This is a genomic window from Herbiconiux daphne, from assembly GCF_024979295.1.
In the GTDB taxonomy this organism is placed as follows: domain Bacteria; phylum Actinomycetota; class Actinomycetes; order Actinomycetales; family Microbacteriaceae; genus Herbiconiux; species Herbiconiux daphnes.
Window position 1 is genome coordinate 13,766 of the sequence record NZ_JANLCJ010000010.1, and the last position, 18,904, is coordinate 32,669.

Genomic DNA, 18,904 nt, shown 5'->3' on the forward strand with positions numbered 1-18,904 from the left:
TCGGGTCGGGTCGGGCCGCGCGCCCGCGTCGTTCAAGGGGGACACATGCTGCATCCGGTGGTCGGCAACAGGCGGGTCGTCGTAGGCACGGCTCTGCTGGCGGCGCTGCTGGGCGCGCTGGCGGGGGTCGCCGGATGCTCGGCGCCGGCGGAGACGCCCGCCACGGTGGCCGCGAGCCCGGTCGCGGCCTCGCCCGCGGCATCCGCTCAGCCGATCGAGCAGGTCGTGCCGCTCGACCCGCTGGCCGAGCCGCTCGTGCAGGTGGGGCACTCGCTCGTGACGGGGTCGGAGGGATTCGCGCCGGTCGAGGCGCGCACCCGGCTCGACATGGCGACCGCCGCGCTCGAGGCCGACGTGCAGGTGGTGCAGCTCTCGATGGCCGGTGGTCCGGCCGCGAGTCAGGCCGACCCGCCGGTCGACGAGGCCCGCATCGCCGCCGACATCGCCGCGGTCTACGACGCCGTGCACGCGGTGCGGGTGGCTGTGGTGGAGACGGCCGTGCAGGTGGTGAACGTCGACGCTCCGGATGCCGCGGCGGCGGTGCGCGACGAGCTCTACCTCGCCATCGTCGACCAGCAGGCGCAGACGGCGGCGACCGATGACACGGCGCGCCAGGTGCTCGAACTCGTGCGGAAGATCCGGGCGGCGCAGGATTCGCAGGCGGAGTGGGTGGCCGCGCAGGCGGCGGCGGAGGAGGCCGGGTCGCAGGGCGCGGGCGGGTCGTCGGGCGGTTCGGAAGATTCAGGCGGATCGGGCGCGTCGGACGTGCGGCCGGTGCCGATCGCGCCCTTGCCCAAGACGGAGTGCCACTTCGACGAGAACATGCAGCCGGTGTGCACGACGTCGTGAGGTAGCCGGTTTGTGTCAATCCGACTTTAAGGGTTATAGTCGTACTTACCTTTAGAGTCGCTGCGGCGACGCCTCCGAACATGCTTCGCGAACGGGCGACAAATGACCGAGAAGACCACCGACGCCAGCGTCACGCTCGCCGTGTCGACGGTCATCTTCGCGTTGCGACCCGACCGGCCCACCGACCTGCCGTCGTTGTGGCTGCCGCTCGTGCGGCGCATCCGGCCGCCCTATGACGGGCAGTGGGCGCTGCCCGGTGGCCCGTTGCGGGCCGACGAAGATCTCGAGGCCTCGGCCGCCCGCACGCTCGCGGCCACCACGGCGCTGACGCCCAGCTACCTCGAGCAGCTCTATGCGTTCGGCACGCTCGACCGTTCACCGCTCGAGCGCATCACGGCGAAGGCGCTGGGCCTGACCGAGCGGGTGGTCTCGATCGTCTACTGGGCGCTGGTGAACCCCGATCAGGTGGTGCAGTCGGGCAACGCGAGCGAGAACGTCGCCTGGTTCTCGGTCGACGACCTGCCCGACCTCGCGTTCGACCACGACGTCATCGTCGAATACGCGCTGTGGCGGTTGCGCAACAAGGTGGAATACAGCCGCATCGCGCACGCCTTCCTCGGCGACACGTTCACCCTCGCCGAGTTGCGCGAGGTGCACGAGGCGGTGCTCGGGCGCTCGCTCGATCCGGCGAACTTCCGCCGGCAGATCGAGTCGGCGAACGCGGTGGTGCCCACGGGCAAGCGCGTCACGGGCACGAGCTATCGCCCGCCCAAGCTCTACCGCTACAACCAGGCCATCGAGCCGATCGACCGAGGGCCGCTTCCCGGCGCACGCCAGCCGCTGCCCGCCGCAAGAAAGCTGGAATCATGAGCACCTCCACCCTGTCGGTCGACGCCGAGATCACGCTCATCACCGCCGGCAGCCCCGGCGTCACCGGTTCGACCTGCACGCCCGAGCTGGCCGAGGGCCCCTGGGTGTTCGACCTGCAGCCGGCGCCCTCCTACGGCCCCGGGGCCTCGATGGCCGACCCGATCCCCTCCGACACCCCGCGGCAAGGTCAGCTTCCCGACGACTACAAGACGGCGTCGAAGCTCGAACTCGACGTGCGTATCCGGGCTGCCAAGAAGACGCTGGGCGACCGGGTGGTGGTGCTCGGCCACTTCTATCAGCGCGACGAGGTGGTGCAGTACGCCGACTTCGTGGGCGACTCGTTCCAGTTGGCCAACGCGGCGAAGGCGAAGCCCGAGGCCGAGGCGATCGTGTTCTGCGGCGTGCACTTCATGGCCGAGACGGCCGACATCCTCGCGGGGCCGGCCCAGGCGGTCATCCTCCCGAACCTCGCGGCGGGTTGCTCGATGGCCGACATGGCCGACATCGACTCGGTCGAAGAGGCCTGGGCCCAGCTCGCCGAGCTCTACGGAACCGAGCCGGATGCCTCGGGTCGCGTTCCGGTGATCCCGGTGACCTACATGAACTCCTCGGCGGCACTCAAAGGGTTCTGCGGCGAGCACGGCGGCATCGTCTGCACGTCGTCGAATGCGGCGACGGTGCTCGAGTGGGCCTTCGCGCGCGGCCAGCGCGTGCTGTTCTTTCCCGACCAGCACCTCGGCCGCAACACCGCCAAGGCCATGGGGGTGCCGCTCGAGCGCATGCCGATGTGGAACCCGCGCAAGGCGCTCGGCGGCAACGACGAGCAGGGGCTGCTCGACGCGCAGGTCATCCTGTGGCACGGCTTCTGCTCGGTGCACAAGCGCTTCACGGTCGCCCAGATCGAGAAGGCGCGCGCCGAGCACCCCGACGTGCGCGTGATCGTGCACCCCGAGTGCCCCATGCCGGTCGTCGACGCCGCCGACGAATACGGCTCGACCGACTACATCACGAAGGCCATCGCGGCGGCGCCGGCCGGCTCCACCTTCGCCATCGGCACCGAGATCAATCTCGTGCAGCGGCTCGCCAACGACTATCCGCAGCACACCATCTTCTGCCTCGACGACGTCATCTGCCCCTGCTCGACGATGTACCGCATCCACCCCGGCTACCTCGCCTGGGTGCTCGAAGAACTCGTGGCGGGCCGCGTGGTCAACCAGATCACGGTGGCCGACGACGTGGCGGTGCCGGCCCGGGTGGCCCTCGAGCGCATGCTGGCGGCGCGACCATGAGCAGCGCCGTGCGCCGGATGTCGATCGTCATCGTCGGCAGCGGCGTGGCGGGCCTCGTCACCGCGCTCGCCCTCGGCGACCGCCACGACGTCACGGTCGTCACCAAGTCGACGATCGACGAGGGCAACACGCGCTACGCCCAGGGCGGCATCGCGGCGGCGGTGATGCCGGGCGACTCCGTCGAGTCGCACATCGCCGACACCCTCGTGGCCGGCGCCGGGCTGAGCGACCCCGAGGCGGTGCGCGTGCTCTGCACCGAGGGTCCTGACCGCATCCGCGATCTCATTCGCTGGGGCGTCGAGTTCGACCGCGAGAACGGCGACCCGGATGCCGGCTTCGACGCCGGGCTCGAGGGGGCGCACTCGTTCCACCGCATCCTGCACGCGGGTGGCGACGCCACCGGCTACGAGGTCGAGCGGGCGCTCGTGCGAGCGGTGCGCGGCACGGCGGCGCGCGTGCTCGAGCAGGCGTTCGTGGTGGATCTCGTGGTGGGCGGGCGTGCCGGTGCCGGCACCGGGGGCGCGCCTGCCGTCACCGGCGTCACCGTGCTGCGAGACGGCGTGCTCGAGACGATCGCGGCCGACGCCGTGGTGCTCGCGAGTGGCGGCATCGGGCAGCTCTATCCGCACACGACGAATCCGTCGGTCACCACGGGCGACGGCGCGGCCGCGGCCCTGCGGGCAGGCGCGGTGCTGGCCGACGTGGAGTTCGTGCAGTTCCACCCCACGGCGCTGGCGGTGCCGGGGTCGTTCCTCGTCTCGGAGGCCGTGCGGGGCGACGGTGCCGTGCTGCGCAATTCCCGTGGCGAGCGCTTCATGCTGCACGAGCATCCGCTGGCCGAGCTGGCGCCCCGAGATATCGTGGCCCGCGCGATCGCGGCCGAGATGACGGCGACGGGCGCACCGGTGCTGCTCGACGCCACCGCCCTCGGAGCCGACGAACTCGAACGCCGCTTTCCCACGATCTCGGCGGCCAGCCGCGAGCACGGTTTCGACTGGAGCCGCGAGCCCGTGCCGGTGGCGCCCGCTGCGCACTACTGGATGGGCGGGGTGGCCACCGACCTCGACGCCCGCACCTCGGTCGCGGGGCTCTTCGCCGTCGGCGAGGTCTCGTGCACCGGCGTGCACGGCGCGAACCGCCTGGCGTCGAACTCGCTGCTCGAGTCGCTCGTGTTCGCCCACCGTGCTGCCGCGGCCATCGACGCCGACGCGCAGATTTCGGCCGATGCCGGTGACGGTAGTGACGCGGGTGTCGGTTCACGCCCGTGGCGTGGGCTCGCCAACTCGCAGCCGCTCACCCCGGCACCGCGCGGTGACGCGACAGAGACCGATCCCGTCACGACCGAGCCGACACGCGCCGAGCTCCACGCGGTTCTGTGGCAGAGCGCGGGGGTGCACCGCGATGCCGACGGGCTCCGCGCTGCTCGAGCGACGTTGGCCGGTTGGCACATCCCGGTCGATCCCGTGCAGCCCGTCGACCCGGGCGACCTCGCGACCGGCATCGAGCGCCTCGAGACCGCCAACCTGCTGCAGCTCGCCCGCGTGCTGGTGGATGCCGCGCTCGCGCGCGAAGAATCCCGGGGTGCCCACTACCGGGCCGACCACCCGCAGGCCGATGCCGCTTTCGCGCACCATCTGACCGTCGCGGCATCCGAGACGCCCCGCATCGCTGCGCGCGAGCGCGCGGTGGCCCGGGCGGCCATCCAGTCCACGGCGATCCGTCCGGCCGCGATCCCTCCGGCAGCGGTCACTCCGGCCGCGATCCATCTGCCGGCGGTTGCTCCGGCCGCGATCCGTCCAGCCGCGGCCCCTCCCGCCGCGGTCCAACCGGCAGCGGCCGCTGCCGCGACGACCCACCAGAAAGTGACGGCGAGCGCCTGATGCTCCTCACCCCGCAGTTGCTCGACGACGTCATCTCGCGCGCGCTCGCCGAAGACGCCCCCTGGGGCGACATCACGTCCGAACTGCTCATCCCCGCCGAGGCGACCATCGACGCCGCCCTCGTCGCGCGCGAGCCCGGCGTGTTGAGCGGGGGAGCCGTCTTCGCCGCGGTCATGACGGCGGTCGACGCCGCTGTCGTCACCGAGCTGCTCATCGGCGACGGCGACCGCTTCTCGGCGGGGGATGTGCTCGCCACAGTGAGCGGCCGGGCGCGCAGCGTTCTGCGGGCCGAGCGCGTCGCCCTCAACCTCGTGCAGCGCATGAGCGGAATCGCGACCCTCACGGCAGACTATGTCGCCCAGGTGGCGGAAACCTCGGCCCGCATCGCCGACACCCGCAAGACCACGCCCGGCCTCAGAGCCCTCGAGCGCCAGGCGGTTCGCGACGGCGGCGGCCACAACCACCGGTTCTCGCTGTCGGATGCCGTGCTGGCCAAAGACAACCACCTCGCGGTGCTCGCGGCACAGCACGCCGGTGACGTCGCCGCCGCCCTGCGCGCGGTGCGCGCCCAGCTCTCGCACACCACCCACCTTGAGGTCGAGGTCGACCGCATCGACCAGATCGAGCCCGTGCTGGCGGGTGGAGTCGACACGATCATGCTCGACAACTTCTCGCTCGACGACCTCCGCGACGCAGTCGCGCTGATCGCCGGGCGCGCCACGATCGACGCCAGCGGCGGGGTGAACCTCGACACCGTGGCCGGCATCGCCGCTACGGGGGTCGACATCATCTCGGTGGGCGCCCTCACCCACAGCGTTCGCGCGCTCGATCTCGGTCTCGACGTCGCGTTCACCGCGGCTCCGGCCTGACACCCCGGAACCTCCCGTGATCTACCTCGACTCCGCCGCCACCACGCCGGTCAGGCGTGACGTGCTCGAAGCCATGTGGCCCTATCTCACAGGCGACTTCGGCAACCCGTCGAGCCATCACGGCGTCGGCGAGTCAGCAGCCCGGGCCCTCACCCAGGCCCGGCGCAGGGTGGCCGACTGGCTCGGCTGCCGCGCGAGCGAGATCGTGTTCACCTCGGGGGGCACCGAGGCCGACAACCTCGCCATCAAGGGCATCGCCCTCGCCGCTCCGCGCGGCCGGCACATCGTGCTGAGTGCCATCGAGCATCCGGCGGTGGTCGAGTCGGTCGATCATTTGCGACGGCTGCACGGGTTCGAGGTCACGGTCGTTCCCGTCGATCACCACGGGCTCGTCTCGGCGGCCGACTTCGCGTCGGCGCTCCGCCCCGACACCACCCTCGCCACGATCATGCTCGCCAACAACGAGATCGGCACGATGCAGCCGATCGCCGCGCTGGCCGAGATCGCCCACGCCTCCGGAGTGCCGTTCCACACCGATGCCGTGCAGGCCGCGGGCTGGCTCGACGTGCGGCTCGACACGCTCGGGGTCGACGCCCTGAGCGTGTCGGGTCACAAACTCGGTGCCCCGAAGGGCGTCGGCGTGCTCGCCGTGCGCCAGCGCCTGCGGCTCGAACCGGTCGTGCACGGCGGGGGCCAGGAGCGCGGCCACCGCTCCGGCACCGAGAACGTCGCCTTCGCGGTGGGGTTCGCCGCCGCCGTCGCGGCCACCGAACCCGAGCGCCTCCAGGCGGCCGCCCGCACCACCCGGTTGCGCGACGACTTCATCGGGGCGGTGCTGGCCGATGTTCCGGGTGCGATGCTCACGGGGCATCCGGTCGACCGCCTGCCCTCGGTCGCATCGTTCTGCTTTCCCGGAACAAGCGGTGAGGCGGTGCTGCTGCAGCTCGAGGAGCGCGGCATCACGGTGTCGAGCGGCTCGGCCTGCGCGGCCGGCAGCGACGACCCGTCGCCGGTGCTGCTCGCCCTCGGCATCGCCCCCCAGGTCGCCCAGACCGCCGTGCGCTTCACCCTCACGCCCACGACCACCGCCGACGAACTCGCCCAGACGGTGCGATCGCTCGTCGAGGCGGTGGCGGATGTCGCGTCCCTGAGGTGATCCGCCGTGCCGCGCCGGTCGCCGCCGGGCGTTCACCGGTCGGCAACGTCGGAGTCATCGGGGAGTCGTAGTCTCGCCGGGTGTCCGAGCAGCTCCACCCTTTCGACGTCGCCGAGGCGCGCCGCGTGCTCGACCTGGTCACGCGGTCGCAGACCGCCCGGCTGGCTTTCATCGCCGCCTACGACGGTCCGGGTGACGCGGTGGGCGTGTTGAGGAACCACCTCGCTCGACTCGACGATCCCGCCGCCAACGCCGCCGATCGGGCGCACCGCGAGCACCTCGCCGAGGCGGCTTTCGCCCGCCCGGCCACGAAGGCCGAGTCCAAGGCCGCCGACCGCGCGCTCGCGGTCTTCAGCGCCGCCGACGCGCAACGGGCCAGGGAACTGCTCGGGCTGGTCCCCGCATTCGCCGCGGTGGCACCGTGGCTCGGCAGCGCGCACGCTCCCGGGGCCTGAGCGCTCGTGCCTGGCGGCTGGTCCGACTCTCAGGCGGTGACCCAGATGGCGTCGAGCGCCGCCGGAGCGATTCCCACGGTCTCGCCCGGCGCAGCACCGCCGACGAGAAGGGCCGGCGTGTCGCCGCCCGTCACCCTCACCCGCGTGCCCGGCACCACGCCGCGCTCGCCGAGCGTGCGCAGCAGCGAGGGGTCGCGGTCGCTGATCCGCACCACCCGGCCCTCGTGACCGTCGGCGGCATCCGCCAGCACGATCGCGTCGAATCGCGGAACCACGCCGGCCGCCGACGGGATGGGGTCGCCGTGCGGATCCTGCACCGGATGCCCCAGCCGCTCGTCGATGGCGTCGAGCAGGCGATCGCTGATCGAGTGCTCGAGCACTTCGGCCTCGTCGTGAACCTCGTGCCAGGCGTAGCCCATCTCCCGCACGAGCCACGTCTCGATCAGCCGGTGTCGCCGCAGCACCCCCATCGCCCGCATGCGCCCGTCGGCGGTCAGCGTCAGCGGGCCGTAGGGCACATGGGTGATGAGCCCGGAGGCCGCGAGCTTCTTCACCATCTCGGTCACCGATGACGGCGCCACCCCGAGCCGCGCGGCGAGCACCGAGGGACTGATCGGATCAGGCTGCCACTCCGTGTGGGCGTAGATCGTCTTGAGGTAGTTCTCGGCCGCGATGTCCTGGCCCGCGGTGCTGCGGGGCAGAGCGGGGGGTGTGGTCATGGTCGTTCCAGTTTAGGGCGTGGCCCCGTGGAGCCCCCGAGTGCTGCAAGCTGCTTCCGCCACTTGGGTGGGCGGTCGATCGGTGCTAATTTTTAGGCATGCCTAAAAGTGCGGTGCGGCCGGGAGCGCCGAAAGCCTCCACCGCGCGACGACGGGGCAGGGCGACGCCGGGCACCACGCGTCTCGGCCTCCCTGGCGCCCGGCCCCGGTGGTGGCACACCATCGCGATGTTCGGCCCGGCCTTCGTGGCCTCCATCGCCTACGTCGATCCCGGCAACGTGGCCGCCAACCTCACGTCGGGCGCCCAGTACGGCTACCTTCTGGTCTGGGTGCTCGTTCTGGCCAATGCAATGGCCGTGCTCATCCAATACCAGTCCGCGAAACTCGGAATCGTCACCGGCCAGACGCTTCCCGAGCACGTCGGCGCCCGAACCCGGCCGTGGGGCCGGCGTGCCTACTGGGTGCAGGCCGAGATCGTGGCGGCCGCCACCGACATCGCCGAAGTGCTGGGCGGGGCCATCGCCCTCAACCTGCTGTTCGGCGTGCCGCTCGTGATGGGCGGCGTGATCGTGGGGATCGTCTCGATGGTGCTCCTCCTCGTGCAGAACGCCCGCCGGCAACGCACCTTCGAACTCATGATCATGGGATTGCTGGCGGTCATCGCCTTCGGCTTCCTGGCCGGCGTCTTCGTCTCGCACGTCGACTGGTTCGCCGCCGCCGACGGACTGGTGCCCCGCTTCGAGGGCGCCCCCACGGTGCTGCTCGCGGCGAGCATGCTGGGCGCCACCGTCATGCCGCACGCGATCTATCTGCACTCGGCACTGGCCCGCGACCGGCACCACGTCGAGTTCGCGGCCCACGCCGAGCGAACCGACTTCACGGGCGACTCCCTGCGGCCGCGTGGGGAGGAGCAGAGCGCAACCGAAGCGCCTGGCGCGCCAGTGCAACCCAGCTCCTCCCGAATCGCCTCGCCCACGCGCCTGCGCCTGCTGCTGCGCGCCACCCGCGGCGATGTCGTCATCGCCCTGCTGCTGGCCGGCGCCGTCAACATCGCCATGCTGCTGCTCGCCGCCTCGAGCCTGCGCGGGGTCGACGGAACCGACACCATCCCCGGCGCCTACGTCGCCATCCAGTCGGCACTCGGCCCCACGATCGCCACCATCTTCGCCGTCGGCCTGCTCGCGTCGGGCCTCGCCTCCACCTCGGTGGGCGCCTACGCGGGCTCGGTCATCATGAAGGGCCTGCTCCGCATCCGGGTGCCCGTCGTGGCCCGCCGGGTCGTCACGCTCATCCCCGCCCTGATCGTGCTCGGCGTCGGCATCGACCCCACCTGGGCCCTCGTGCTCAGCCAGGTGCTGCTGAGCATCGGCATCCCGTTCGCCCTCATCCCGCTCATCCGTCTTACCGGCGATCGCACCCTCATGGGCGAATTCGCCGACCGGATGCCGGTGCGCATCATCGCCTGGACCGTCGTCGCCCTCATCGTGGCCCTCAACGTCGTGCTCATCTTCCTGACGGTGACGGGCGCCGGCGTCGCCGCCTGACGGCAAGGCGCCCGCCCGCCGCCGCGCCGCGCGCAGCCCGCGCAGCCCGCCCCACCCCGCGCATCCCCACCCCCCCCCGCGTCAGGATTTCGTGAGCAATCACCAACCGTTCACCCACGAGGCCTATCCTCGACATCCATGCCCCTCATCGACAACGCGGTCTACGTCGCCGGCCATCGCGTGCACGACGCCTCGAGCCTCGACGACACCTACGAGGTCATGCGCGAGCGCGACGGCATGGCCTGGATCGGCCTCTACCGCCCCGATGCCGACGAGATCCGGTCGGTCGAGACCGAGTTCGACCTGCACCACCTCGCCGTCGAAGACGCCCTCACCGGCCACCAGCGGCCCAAGCTCGAGCGCTACGGCGACACCCTCTTCGTGGTGCTGCGCCCCGCGCGCTACCTCGACAAAGAGGAGCAGGTCGAGTTCGGCGAGTTGCACGTGTTCATCGGTCCGGGCTTCGTCGTCACCATCCGGCACGCCGAGTCGCCGAACCTCGCCGCCGTGCGCCACCGGCTCGAGGGCAACCCCGAGCTGCTGGCGCTCGGGCCCGAGGCGGTGCTCTACGCCATCGTCGACGAGGTGGTCGACGAATACGGGCCCGTGATCGCCGGGCTCGAGAACGACATCGACGAGATCGAGAAGCAGCTCTTCGGCGGCGACCCCGACGTGTCGCGCCGCATCTACGACCTGCTCGGCGAGGTCATGGACTTCCAGCGCGCCGTGCACCCGCTGACCGGCGTGCTCGAGGCACTGCTCAGGGGGTCGAGCAAGTACGGCGTCGACCTCGAGGTGCAACGCGGCATCCGTGACGTGCTCGACCACGTGCTGCAGATCGTCGGGCGAGCGGATGCCTTCCGCGCCACCCTGCAGAACGCCCTGACGGTGCATTCCACGCTCGCCACGCAGCGCCAGAACGACGAGATGCGGCGCATCTCCGAGGCCAGCCTCGCGCTCGCCGAAGACACCCGCAAGCTGTCGGAGACGAGCATTCAGCAGGGCGAGGAGGTGAAGAAGATCTCGGCCTGGGCCGCCATCCTCTTCGCCCCCACCCTCATCGGCACGATCTACGGCATGAACTTCGACTTCATGCCCGAACTGCACTGGAGGTTCGGCTACCCGCTCGCCGTGGGCGGCATGCTGCTGATGGGCGTCATCCTCTACCGCGTGTTCAAGCGCAACCACTGGCTCTGAGGCCGGCGCGGCGGTCAGACCAGCGCCGGCGCGGCATCCGTCTCTTCGAGCGATTCGGGCGACGGGGTGATGACCGCCCGGTTGCGGAAGTGGCCCACCGACATCAGCACCACGCCGAACGCGATCCATGCGGCGAGCACCAGCCACGGCTGCGCGGTCGACGCGGCCGGAAAGTACGACAGGTCGCGCAGCAGCGTGGCCCCGGCGCCCGGCGGGAAGAACTGGCCGATCGCGCCCCACGGCTCGGGCAGGAACTGCCAGGGCTGGGCGGCGCCCGAGATGGGGTTGCCGATGAGCAGTGAGAGCACGGCGCCGATGGCGATGCCGCGCGGCCCGAGAATCGAGGTCAGGCCCACGATGAACGCGCTGATGGCGAGAACGGATGCCGCCACCGCTACGCCGTTCAGAACCGGGTCGCCCTGCAGAATGCCGAACCAGCCCTGGCCGATGGCGACCACCAGGGTTCCGGCGCCCGCGCCGTAGAGCACCACGGCGGTCAGCCTGCGCCACACGCCCACCACCAAGAGGCTCACCACGACGCCGCCGATCATGCCGCCGATGACGAGTGGGAACGAGAGGGTGGAGAGCCCGGTTCCGCGGGAGTCGGTGGAGGCGAGCGGCACCACGTCGGTGACGGCGATCGTCGGCACGGCGTCGGCGGCGACTCCCTGCGCGGTGAGCTGCTGGGTGAAGCTCAGTTGCAGCTGCGTGGCGAGACCGGTGAAGATCTGGCTCACCACCACGCCGTTCGCCGACGCGGTGAGCACCTCGGGCACGGAGGCGTCGGCCACGACCGCGCCGAAGGCATCCCTCGACTCGATCATCGCGACCGCGTCATCGCGCGAGTCGACCCGGGTCACGTCGAACTGGTCGCCGGCGTTCTCGGTGAGCTGCGCGGCGATGGTGTCGGCGGGGGCGCCGGTGCCCGACACGACGAGCGGGATGCCGTGCACCGACGACGTCACCGACGGCCACGAGAAGGCGAGCACGAACACGCCCACGATGAGTGACGCCCCGATGCCGACGAGGGCCACGCGGCTCCACTTGGTGTGCGGTCTGCTCATGATGCCTCCACGGCTTTAGAAAAACGAATGATCGTTCTTTATGATGAGGTACGACGATATAGTTGTCAAGAACGAACCTTCGTTTTCAGGACGGATCATGCCCAAAGTCACAGACGACTACCGCGCCGAACGGCGGCGCGAGATCGCTGCCGCGGCCATGCGCTGCTTCTCGCGCAAGGGATTCGAGGGCACCTCGATGGCCGACATCATCGCCGAGTCGGGCCTGTCGACGGGCGCGATCTATCTGCATTTCAAGAGCAAGCACGACCTCGTGCGCCAGGTGGTGCTCGATGTGCTGCGCGGCCGGAGCGACGACCTGATCGGTCTCGTCGCGCTCGATCCGATGCCCGAGCCGACGGTGGTGATCCGCCGGTTCGTCAACGGCATGGGCCACGATCTCGGCGGCCCGAGCATCCTCGTGCAGGTGTGGTCGATGGCTGCCCGCGAACCCGAGCTCGCCGGACTCATCAGCGAGCTGATCGCCGAACTGCGCCGGCTGTTCTCGGCCTACTTCGAGCGGTGGTTCGCCCAGCACGGGCTCGATGGCGCGGCAGCGGCGGCCCGAGCCGACGCGCTCGTGCCCATGGTGGTGGGCATCTGCCAGGGCTACGTGCTGCAGGCCGCCATCGTGCCCGACTTCGACCCCGAGCTCTACCTCGCAGCGGTCGCCCTCATCGACTTCGCGGCGGTCCCTGCACCCGCGGCTGCGGCTGCCCCTACCCCGCCCGCCCCTGCGGCTGCGCCTTAGCCCGAGCCCGCCCTGCGCCGTAGCCCGAGCCCGCCCCTGCGCCGTAGCGCCAGCGCGCCGGCCCCCCGCGAACCGGCCCTGAAGCGCCGACCCCACCGGTCGTGCGGCGCCGCTCGGGCCGGCCTGGGTGAAGATTTCGCGCCCGCGCCTACCGCGGCGCCTACGCTAAACGCCCGGGAGGCGCCGACCCCACCGGTCTTATCGTTCCGCGCCCTGACGTGACCCCGACGTGACGAATGCCGCGCCGCCCGCGTACTCTTGCTGCGTGCCCGACGACTCCCGCGACCCGAGCCCGGTCGCCGCGCCCACCCCCGCCCCGACGCCCGGGGAAACTCCCGCTGCCGCACCGACCGCCCCCGCGCCGACCGCGCCGGCCGAAGCCCCCAACCCCACCCCCACCCCCACCCCCACCCCCAGCGTCGAGCTCAGCGCCGGCGGCGTCGGCCCGTGGCCCGGCGAGCTGCCCGACGATCCGCGATTCGACCCCGAGCTGCTCGAGCGCGGCGACACCCGCAACGTGATCGACCGCTACCGCTACTGGCGCATGGACGCGATCGTCGCCGACCTCGACGAGCACCGGCATCCGTTCCACGTGGCCATCGAGAACTGGCAGCACGACCTCAACATCGGCTCGATCGTGCGCAGCGCCAACGCGTTCGCGGCCGACACGGTGCACATCATCGGCCGCAAGCGCTGGAACAAGCGCGGCGCGATGGTGACCGACCGCTACCAGCACGTGACGAACCACCCCGACGTCGCGAGCTTCGTGGCGTTCGCGCACGCCGAGTCGCTCCCCGTGGTCGCCATCGACAATGTGCCGGGCAGCGTGATCATCGAGACCTTCGCCTTTCCCGAACGCTGCGTGCTGCTCTTCGGCCAGGAGGGTCCGGGGCTATCGCCCGAGGCTCTCGCCGCCGCGGACGCCGTGGTCGAGATCTCGCAGTTCGGCTCGACCCGCTCCCTCAACGCGAGCGCCGCGGCCGCCGTCGCCATGCACGCCTGGATCACCCAGCACGTCGCCTTCTGACGTTCGAACGGACGAATTTTCGCGCCGCCGTCGATCAATGATGGACGAGCCCCGGAAAATTCGCCGATTCCACGTCACCGTCGCCACGAACACCCCCGCGATCACCACCGCGCCGCCCAGCAGCTCGCCCGCCGACGGCGCCTGCCCGAGAATCAGCCACGCGCTCGCGAACCCCGCCACCGGCACGAGCATCGAGAACGGGGCCACCCGGCTCGACGGGTTGCGCTTCATCAGGGTGACCCAGATGCCCGAGCCCGCGATGGTGCCGACGAGCACGGTGTAGACGAGTCCGAGCACGGCGGGCAGTGCCTCGGGCGTGAACGAGGTGGCGAGCGAGTCCCCGATGCGAGCGGGCCCCTCGACGACGAGGGCCAGCGCGATCATGGGGATCGGCGGCACCACCGACATCCAGAGCGTCAGGCCGAGCGGGCTCACCGGGTTCGCCTGCCGGCTGCAGATGTTGCCGAAGGCCCACCCCAGCGCGCCGCACAGGGTGAGGATGACGGGCAGCAACGCCGACACCTGCGCGCGCTCCGCCGCGATGATGCCGAGGCCCGCCACGGCGATCAGGATGCCGATGCCCTGCGCGAGCGACAGCCGCTCCCGCAGCCACACCGCCGCGAGCACGACGGTGAACGGCGCGGATGCCTGCAGCACGAGCGACGCGAGCCCGGGCGGCATGCCCGCCGCCATGCCGGCGTAGAGGAAGGCGAACTGCAGAATGCCGAATCCGAGCCCGTAGCCGAGCAGCCACCGCACCTTCACGCCCGGCCACTTCACGAACAGCACGGTCGGCACGGCGATGAGCAGAAACCGCAGCCCCACCAGGAAGAACGGCGGATAGTGCTCCAGCGAGAAGTGGATGGCCACGAAGTTCACGCCCCACAGCAACGCGACCAGGGCAGCGAGAAGTCGGTCGCGAGGGGGCATGGCCTCAGCCTGACCCGGGCCCGCTGCCCGCACAAGCGAGCCTTGCTACAGGGTGGATGAAGCTGCGTCGCCCGTTCGCGCCGCGAGCATCAGCACGACTCAGCGCGCGTCAGCGCCCGTCAACGCAGTCAGCTCGCCTCAGCGCCCGTGCTTCGCGAGGATCGTGTCGAGATCGATGCGCTTGAGCAGCGACGCCCAGTCGAAGGTGCGCGCGGTCTCGATGGCCGAGTCCTCGGCCAGCACCTTGCCGTTGCGCTCGATGGTGACGCCCGCGGGCGCCTCGGCGTTGAGAATGCGCAGGATCTCGTCGTTGACGGCCTCGGCGTCGAAGTCGGCGCCGTAGCGGGCGTAGACATCGGCGTTGACGGTGTAGTTGAGAATGGTGATTTCGGTGTGGGTCACGCACCCATCCTTGCGCGTCGCCGCTCCAGCGCAAAAGAGCGGATGCCGCGGCGGCGGCCGCGCCCGGTGGCGAGCCGGGCCGCGAGCGTAGGATTCCGGGGTGACCCCGACGCCCATGCCGCACGCGAACCCCACGACGAGCAGTGACCCGCGCCCTCCGCGCGCCCCGGCCGGCGCGGCGTCGATCGCGGTCGCGGCTGCTCTCGACCTCGCCCTGGTCGTGCTCTTCGTGGCGATCGGCCGCCGGAGTCACGATGAGGGGTCGGCGATCGCCGGATTCCTCACCACCCTCTGGCCGTTCGTCGCCGGCGCCGCGGCCGGCTGGCTGGCCGGTCTCGTCTGGCGGGCCCCATGGCGGATCGTGCGGTCGGGCCTCGTGGTCTGGGCGGGCGCCGTGGTGCTGGGCATGCTTCTGCGCATCGCATCGGGCCAGGGCGTGCAGTGGTCGTTCGTGATCGTGACGGTCGTGGTGCTCGGCGTGTTCCTGCTCGGCTGGCGGGCGATCGCCCAACTGGCGAGCCGGCTGCGTCGCCGGCGCGGGCTGCGGAGCCCCGCCGCGTAACGGCGAGCCCCACCCCGAAACATCGAAGCCCCGCCGCGTAACAGTGGAGCCCCACCGCCGCCGAGGCGGCACCCGGCGCGCGCACAGCCCCGCGTCTCTAGAATGAGGCATGCGAACGAACCTGTGGGCAGCCGCATCCGGTGTGGTGGCCGCAGGCACGGTGCTCGCCACCGCTGAACTCGTCTCGCTCTTCGCGGGGGCCGAGACCAGCCCGCTCTTCGCCGTCGGCTCGCTCGTCATCGACCTGGCCCCGCCGGGGGTCAAGAGCCTCATCATCGGGCTCTTCGGCACCGGCGACAAAGCGGTGCTGCTGGTGCTGCTCGCCCTCGTGGTGCTCGCCCTGGCCGTGCTCGCCGGCATCCTGGAACGCCGCCGGCCACCGTGGGGCACCGTCGTGCTCGTGGCCGTGTCGGGCGTCGCCATCGTGGCCGTCACCACCCGCGCGGGCGCGACCGGCTTCTGGGCGGTGCCCACCGTCATCGGCATGATCGTCGGCGTGCTGGTGCTGCGCGCGCTGACGACGCGGCTGAAGCGGTGGCAGGCCTCCGAGAACTCCGACGCGCCGCTCCGGTCGCAGGCCGGCATCGATCGCCGCGGTTTCTTCGTGTTCGCCGGCATCACCGCCGTCGCCGCGGTCGTGGTGGGTGCCGTCGCCCGCTCGATGAACGCCGTCGCCGGCGCGGTCAGCAGTGCGCGCGCCGCCATCACGCTCCCCGCCCCCGCCACCGCGGCGCCCTCGGTGCCGGCCGGTGCCGATCTGGGCATCGAGGGGCTCGCCCCCTACGTCACCCCGAACGACAGCTTCTACCGCATCGACACCGCGCTGCAGGTGCCGCAGGTGTCGGCCGACACCTGGACGCTGAAGATCTCGGGCATGGTCGAAGAAGAGGTCGAGCTCAGCTGGAGCGACCTGCTCGCACTGCCGCTCGAAGAGCACGTCGTCACCCTCGCCTGCGTGTCGAACGAGGTGGGCGGCGAGCTCATCGGCAACGCCGTGTGGCTGGGCTACCCGATCCGCGAACTGCTGGCCCGGGCGAAGCCGACGGCCGGCGCCGACATGGTGCTCTCGACGAGCGTCGACGGCTTCACGGCCGGCACTCCGCTCGAGACGCTCCAAGACGACGACCGGGTCGCCATCCTCGCCGTCGGCATGAACGGCGAACCCCTGCCGGTCGAGCACGGATTTCCGGTGCGCATGGTCGTCGCCGGGCTCTACGGCTACGTCTCGGCCACCAAATGGGTGATCGACCTGCGGGTCACCCGGTTCGCCGATGCGCAAGGCTACTGGACCCCCCGCGGCTGGTCGGCCCTCGGCCCCATCAAGACCGAGTCGCGCATCGACGTTCCCCGCGCCGGTGCGACGGTCGCTGCCGGAACCGTCGCCGTCGCCGGCGTCGCCTGGGCCCAGCACACCGGCGTGGCGAAGGTCGAGGTGCGCGTCGACGACGGCGACTGGGCCGAGGCTCGCCTCGCCGACACGACCGGCATCGACACCTGGGTGCAGTGGGTGTTCGAGTGGGACGCCCCGGCCGGCAACCACACCCTCGCGGTGCGGGCGACGGATGAATCGGGCTACACCCAGACCGCCGACCAAGCCCCTCCGGCCCCCGACGGCGCCACCGGCTGGGACACCATCTCGGTCTCCGTCTCGGGCTGACCCGGGAGCGCACGCGCGCGAACGACGACGTAGGGTGGATCGCGTGGTGGGGCCCATGACGACGACCGAACGCGACGACCGCGTGACGCACGAACCGCTGGGCGCGCTGGCCGACGCGATCGTGGCGGGCGACCTCGATCTCGCCTCGCGGGTCGCCTGCGCGGGCTGGGCGCGATTGCTCGAGGGGTCGGCGCGACAGACCGTGGCCCTGCTCGAGACGATTCCGCGACCGGAGCTGCGGCGGCATCCGCTGCTCGCGATGGTGCTGGGCCTCGCCTACGACGCGGTCGCAGACGACGGGGTGCGCGCCATCGAGCTCTTCACCCTCGCGATCGCCGCGTCGCGGGTGCGCGCCGACGCGACCGACCCGGTCGAGCGCTTCGTGCTGACGGTGGGCGAGAGTGCGGCCTACCGGCTCACCGGCGGCTACGATCGCGCCGGCAGGTCGGCCGAGAGGGCGCTCCGGCAGTTCGAGCGGTTGTCGCCGGCCGGCCGTGACGAGGTGGCGCCGAACGCTCACCACCTGCTGGCGCAAGCCGGCACCTCGCTGCTCTATGCGGGTCACGGAGACCGGGCGCTCGACGCTTTGCGAGCGGCCTTCAGCGCCAGCACCCGGCTCGCCGACCCGCGGTCGCGCCTGCGCCCCCTCGCCCTCATCGCGGCCACCCAGGCGCTCGGCGGCGACATGCCGGCGGCACGGGTGGCGATCGAGCGGCTGGAGTCCCTGCCGGCGCCCGACGGCTGGCGGGCGGGCCGGGCCGGCGCGCTCTACCGCGTGACCCGCGCGCTCGACGCGCTCGAGCGGTTCGATCCCGACGGCGCCCAGGCGCAGCTCGACATGGTGGCGCTCTCGACGGTTCCGGCCGAGGAGCGCGGAATCGTGGTGGGCGTGCGCGCGCTCGTGCAGCTCTCCGCGCACCGCAACCGTGCCGGCAGCATCGAGTTGCGGGCCGAGCTCGAACGGCCGACAGGTCGCCGGATGCCGCCGTCGGTGCGCGCCTGGCTCGTGTCGCTGCTGGCGCTGCAGCTGCTCGGCTGCGCCCGCCCCGCCGAGGCCGAAGCCGTGCTGGCGCGACACGCCGAAGCAGCCGCCCCGACGACTCCGCACCCGAAGGTGCCGGCCCCGACGATTCTGGCCCGCGCGCTGCTCGCCCTGCTGGCCGACGACGGCGCCGAAGCCCTGCGCGTGCTCGACACCTGCGACCTCGCCGACTCCCGCACCCGCCGGATCGACGTGGCGTTCTCGCTCGTGCGCGCCGCCGCGCTGCTGCGCCTGGGCGAAGGGCGCGGCGCCGCGGCCGCCACCGCGGAGGCCGTCGAGCAAATGCGCGCGGGCGGCCTGAGCGCCGGCATCCTCGTGATTCCGGATGCCGACCGGGCGGCCCTCGCCGAGAACGCGCGTGAGCACGCGCTCGAGCAGACCGCCGGCCTGCTGGATTCTTTGGCCGTGCATGCGTCGTTCCTGCCCGCGGCGATGGCCCCGGTGCGGCTCACCGAGCGCGAGACGACCGTGCTGCAGCAGCTGAGCGAGACCGGCAGCACGGCCGAGATCGCGCGATCGCTGTTCGTGTCGCCCAACACCGTCAAGACCCAGCTGCGCTCGCTCTACCGCAAACTCGGCGCCGGCTCGCGGCACGAGGCGCTCGCTGCCGCCACGGCCCGGGGACTGCTCGGTCGCTAGCCGCC

17 protein-coding genes and 1 pseudogene are annotated in these 18,904 nt (G+C 71.7%); 14 read left to right on the forward strand and 4 right to left on the reverse strand.

The features are described from left to right. The first annotated feature begins 45 nt into the window (after positions 1-45). From N1032_RS19515 to N1032_RS19545, 7 genes are all read left to right on the forward strand, one after another. Entirely contained in the window at positions 46-849 is an 804-nt protein-coding gene (locus N1032_RS19515) for a hypothetical protein (RefSeq protein WP_259541302.1), read from the forward strand. A 102-nt stretch (positions 850-951) separates the two neighbouring features. Further along, a complete protein-coding gene (locus tag N1032_RS19520) occupies positions 952-1,719 on the forward strand; it encodes an NUDIX hydrolase (protein ID WP_259541304.1) in 768 nt (255 codons plus the stop codon). After that, positions 1,716-3,008: a quinolinate synthase NadA gene (gene nadA, locus N1032_RS19525; RefSeq protein ID WP_259541305.1), complete on the forward strand. Its 1,293-nt coding sequence runs from the start codon at positions 1,716-1,718 to the stop codon at positions 3,006-3,008. Before N1032_RS19520 ends, nadA begins: the two co-directional genes overlap by 4 nt. Then, positions 3,005-4,888 (forward strand): L-aspartate oxidase, encoded by a 1,884-nt coding sequence (gene nadB, locus N1032_RS19530; RefSeq protein WP_259541307.1) that lies wholly within the window; start codon positions 3,005-3,007, stop codon positions 4,886-4,888. The genes nadA and nadB overlap by 4 nt, the downstream gene beginning before the upstream one ends. After that, positions 4,888-5,757: a carboxylating nicotinate-nucleotide diphosphorylase gene (gene nadC, locus N1032_RS19535; protein WP_259541314.1), complete on the forward strand. Its 870-nt coding sequence runs from the start codon at positions 4,888-4,890 to the stop codon at positions 5,755-5,757. The genes nadB and nadC overlap by 1 nt, the downstream gene beginning before the upstream one ends. A 16-nt stretch (positions 5,758-5,773) precedes the next feature. Further along, a complete protein-coding gene (locus N1032_RS19540; protein WP_259541316.1) occupies positions 5,774-6,913 on the forward strand; it encodes a cysteine desulfurase family protein in 1,140 nt (379 codons plus the stop codon). Between the two features lie 80 nt (positions 6,914-6,993). Continuing rightward, a complete protein-coding gene (locus tag N1032_RS19545; RefSeq protein ID WP_259541318.1) occupies positions 6,994-7,368 on the forward strand; it encodes a hypothetical protein in 375 nt (124 codons plus the stop codon). 29 nt (positions 7,369-7,397) lie between these two features. On the opposite strand, the gene N1032_RS19550 is transcribed toward N1032_RS19545, so the two are convergent. Further along, the gene (locus tag N1032_RS19550; protein WP_259541320.1) at positions 7,398-8,087 is read right to left on the reverse strand and encodes a metal-dependent transcriptional regulator; all 690 of its coding nucleotides are present in this window, start codon (positions 8,085-8,087) and stop codon (positions 7,398-7,400) included. A gap of 98 nt (positions 8,088-8,185) precedes the next feature. Here N1032_RS19550 and N1032_RS19555 point away from each other — a divergent pair, with 98 nt between their 5' ends. Then, positions 8,186-9,631, forward strand: coding sequence for an Nramp family divalent metal transporter (locus N1032_RS19555; RefSeq protein WP_407933058.1), 1,446 nt, complete (start codon positions 8,186-8,188; stop codon positions 9,629-9,631). A 138-nt stretch (positions 9,632-9,769) separates the two neighbouring features. Further along, positions 9,770-10,828 (forward strand): magnesium and cobalt transport protein CorA, encoded by a 1,059-nt coding sequence (locus N1032_RS19560; RefSeq protein WP_259541321.1) that lies wholly within the window; start codon positions 9,770-9,772, stop codon positions 10,826-10,828. A 14-nt stretch (positions 10,829-10,842) separates the two neighbouring features. Here N1032_RS19560 and N1032_RS19565 read toward each other — a convergent pair whose 3' ends face one another. Beyond that, entirely contained in the window at positions 10,843-11,892 is a 1,050-nt protein-coding gene (locus N1032_RS19565; protein WP_259541323.1) for a hypothetical protein, read from the reverse strand. 97 nt (positions 11,893-11,989) lie between these two features. Between N1032_RS19565 and N1032_RS19570 the strand changes: the two genes are divergently transcribed. Together N1032_RS19570 and N1032_RS19575 are read left to right on the forward strand one after the other, a co-directional pair. After that, on the forward strand, positions 11,990-12,640 hold the full coding sequence (locus N1032_RS19570; protein ID WP_259541325.1) for a TetR/AcrR family transcriptional regulator: 651 nt from the start codon (positions 11,990-11,992) through the stop codon (positions 12,638-12,640). A 265-nt stretch (positions 12,641-12,905) separates the two neighbouring features. After that, positions 12,906-13,667 (forward strand): TrmH family RNA methyltransferase, encoded by a 762-nt coding sequence (locus N1032_RS19575; protein WP_259541333.1) that lies wholly within the window; start codon positions 12,906-12,908, stop codon positions 13,665-13,667. Between the two features lie 75 nt (positions 13,668-13,742). Here N1032_RS19575 and N1032_RS19580 read toward each other — a convergent pair. Both N1032_RS19580 and N1032_RS19585 read right to left on the reverse strand, forming a co-directional pair. Then, positions 13,743-14,597 (reverse strand): annotated as a pseudogene (locus tag N1032_RS19580) (EamA family transporter); the annotation flags it as partial. A gap of 138 nt (positions 14,598-14,735) precedes the next feature. Next, positions 14,736-14,999, reverse strand: a complete 264-nt coding sequence (locus tag N1032_RS19585) for a hypothetical protein (protein WP_259541335.1) — start codon at positions 14,997-14,999, stop codon at positions 14,736-14,738. Positions 15,000-15,099: 100 nt separating this feature from the next. On the opposite strand from N1032_RS19585, the gene N1032_RS19590 reads away from it, so the two are divergent. From N1032_RS19590 to N1032_RS19600, 3 genes are all read left to right on the forward strand, one after another. Next, positions 15,100-15,561, forward strand: a complete 462-nt coding sequence (locus tag N1032_RS19590) for a DUF3054 domain-containing protein (protein ID WP_259541337.1) — start codon at positions 15,100-15,102, stop codon at positions 15,559-15,561. Positions 15,562-15,670: 109 nt separating this feature from the next. Continuing rightward, a complete protein-coding gene (locus N1032_RS19595; protein ID WP_259541339.1) occupies positions 15,671-17,218 on the forward strand; it encodes a molybdopterin-dependent oxidoreductase in 1,548 nt (515 codons plus the stop codon). A gap of 55 nt (positions 17,219-17,273) precedes the next feature. After that, a complete protein-coding gene (locus tag N1032_RS19600; protein ID WP_259541341.1) occupies positions 17,274-18,899 on the forward strand; it encodes a helix-turn-helix domain-containing protein in 1,626 nt (541 codons plus the stop codon). The last annotated feature ends 5 nt before the right edge of the window (positions 18,900-18,904 follow it).